This is a genomic window from Nocardia sp. NRRL WC-3656 (assembly GCF_000720265.1).
Classification (GTDB): domain Bacteria; phylum Actinomycetota; class Actinomycetes; order Mycobacteriales; family Mycobacteriaceae; genus Nocardia; species Nocardia nova.
This window is the reverse complement of record NZ_JOJF01000124.1, coordinates 1-373: the sequence shown is the minus strand read 5'-3', so window position 1 is coordinate 373 and position 373 is coordinate 1. Positions and strand designations below refer to the sequence as shown.

Below are 373 nucleotides of genomic sequence, written 5' to 3'. Positions count from 1 at the left end.
AGGGAACGTGGGGAAGTGAAACATCTCAGTACCCACAGGAAGAGAAAACAATAGTGATTCCGTGAGTAGTGGCGAGCGAAAGCGGAAGAGGCTAAACCGGTTGTGTGTGATAGACGGCAGTCGTTGCATAGCCGGGGTTGTGGGACTTGCTTTCTCAGATCTGCCGATCTGGGCGACAGTCAGAAAAGATCGCGTTAGTCGAATTGGTCTGGGACGGCCAACCGTAGACGGTGAGAGTCCGGTAGACGAAAACGTGTTCTCTGTTGTAGCAGGCACCCGAGTAGCAGCGGGCCCGTGAAATCTGCTGTGAATCTGCCGGGACCACCCGGTAAGCCTGAATACTCCCTGGTGACCGATAGCGGACTAGTACCGT

General features: G+C 54.7%; 1 rRNA gene. It reads left to right on the top strand.

Going from position 1 to position 373, the window contains the following annotated elements:
- A 23S ribosomal RNA gene (locus IG65_RS0134135) occupies positions 1-373 on the top strand; the annotation flags it as partial.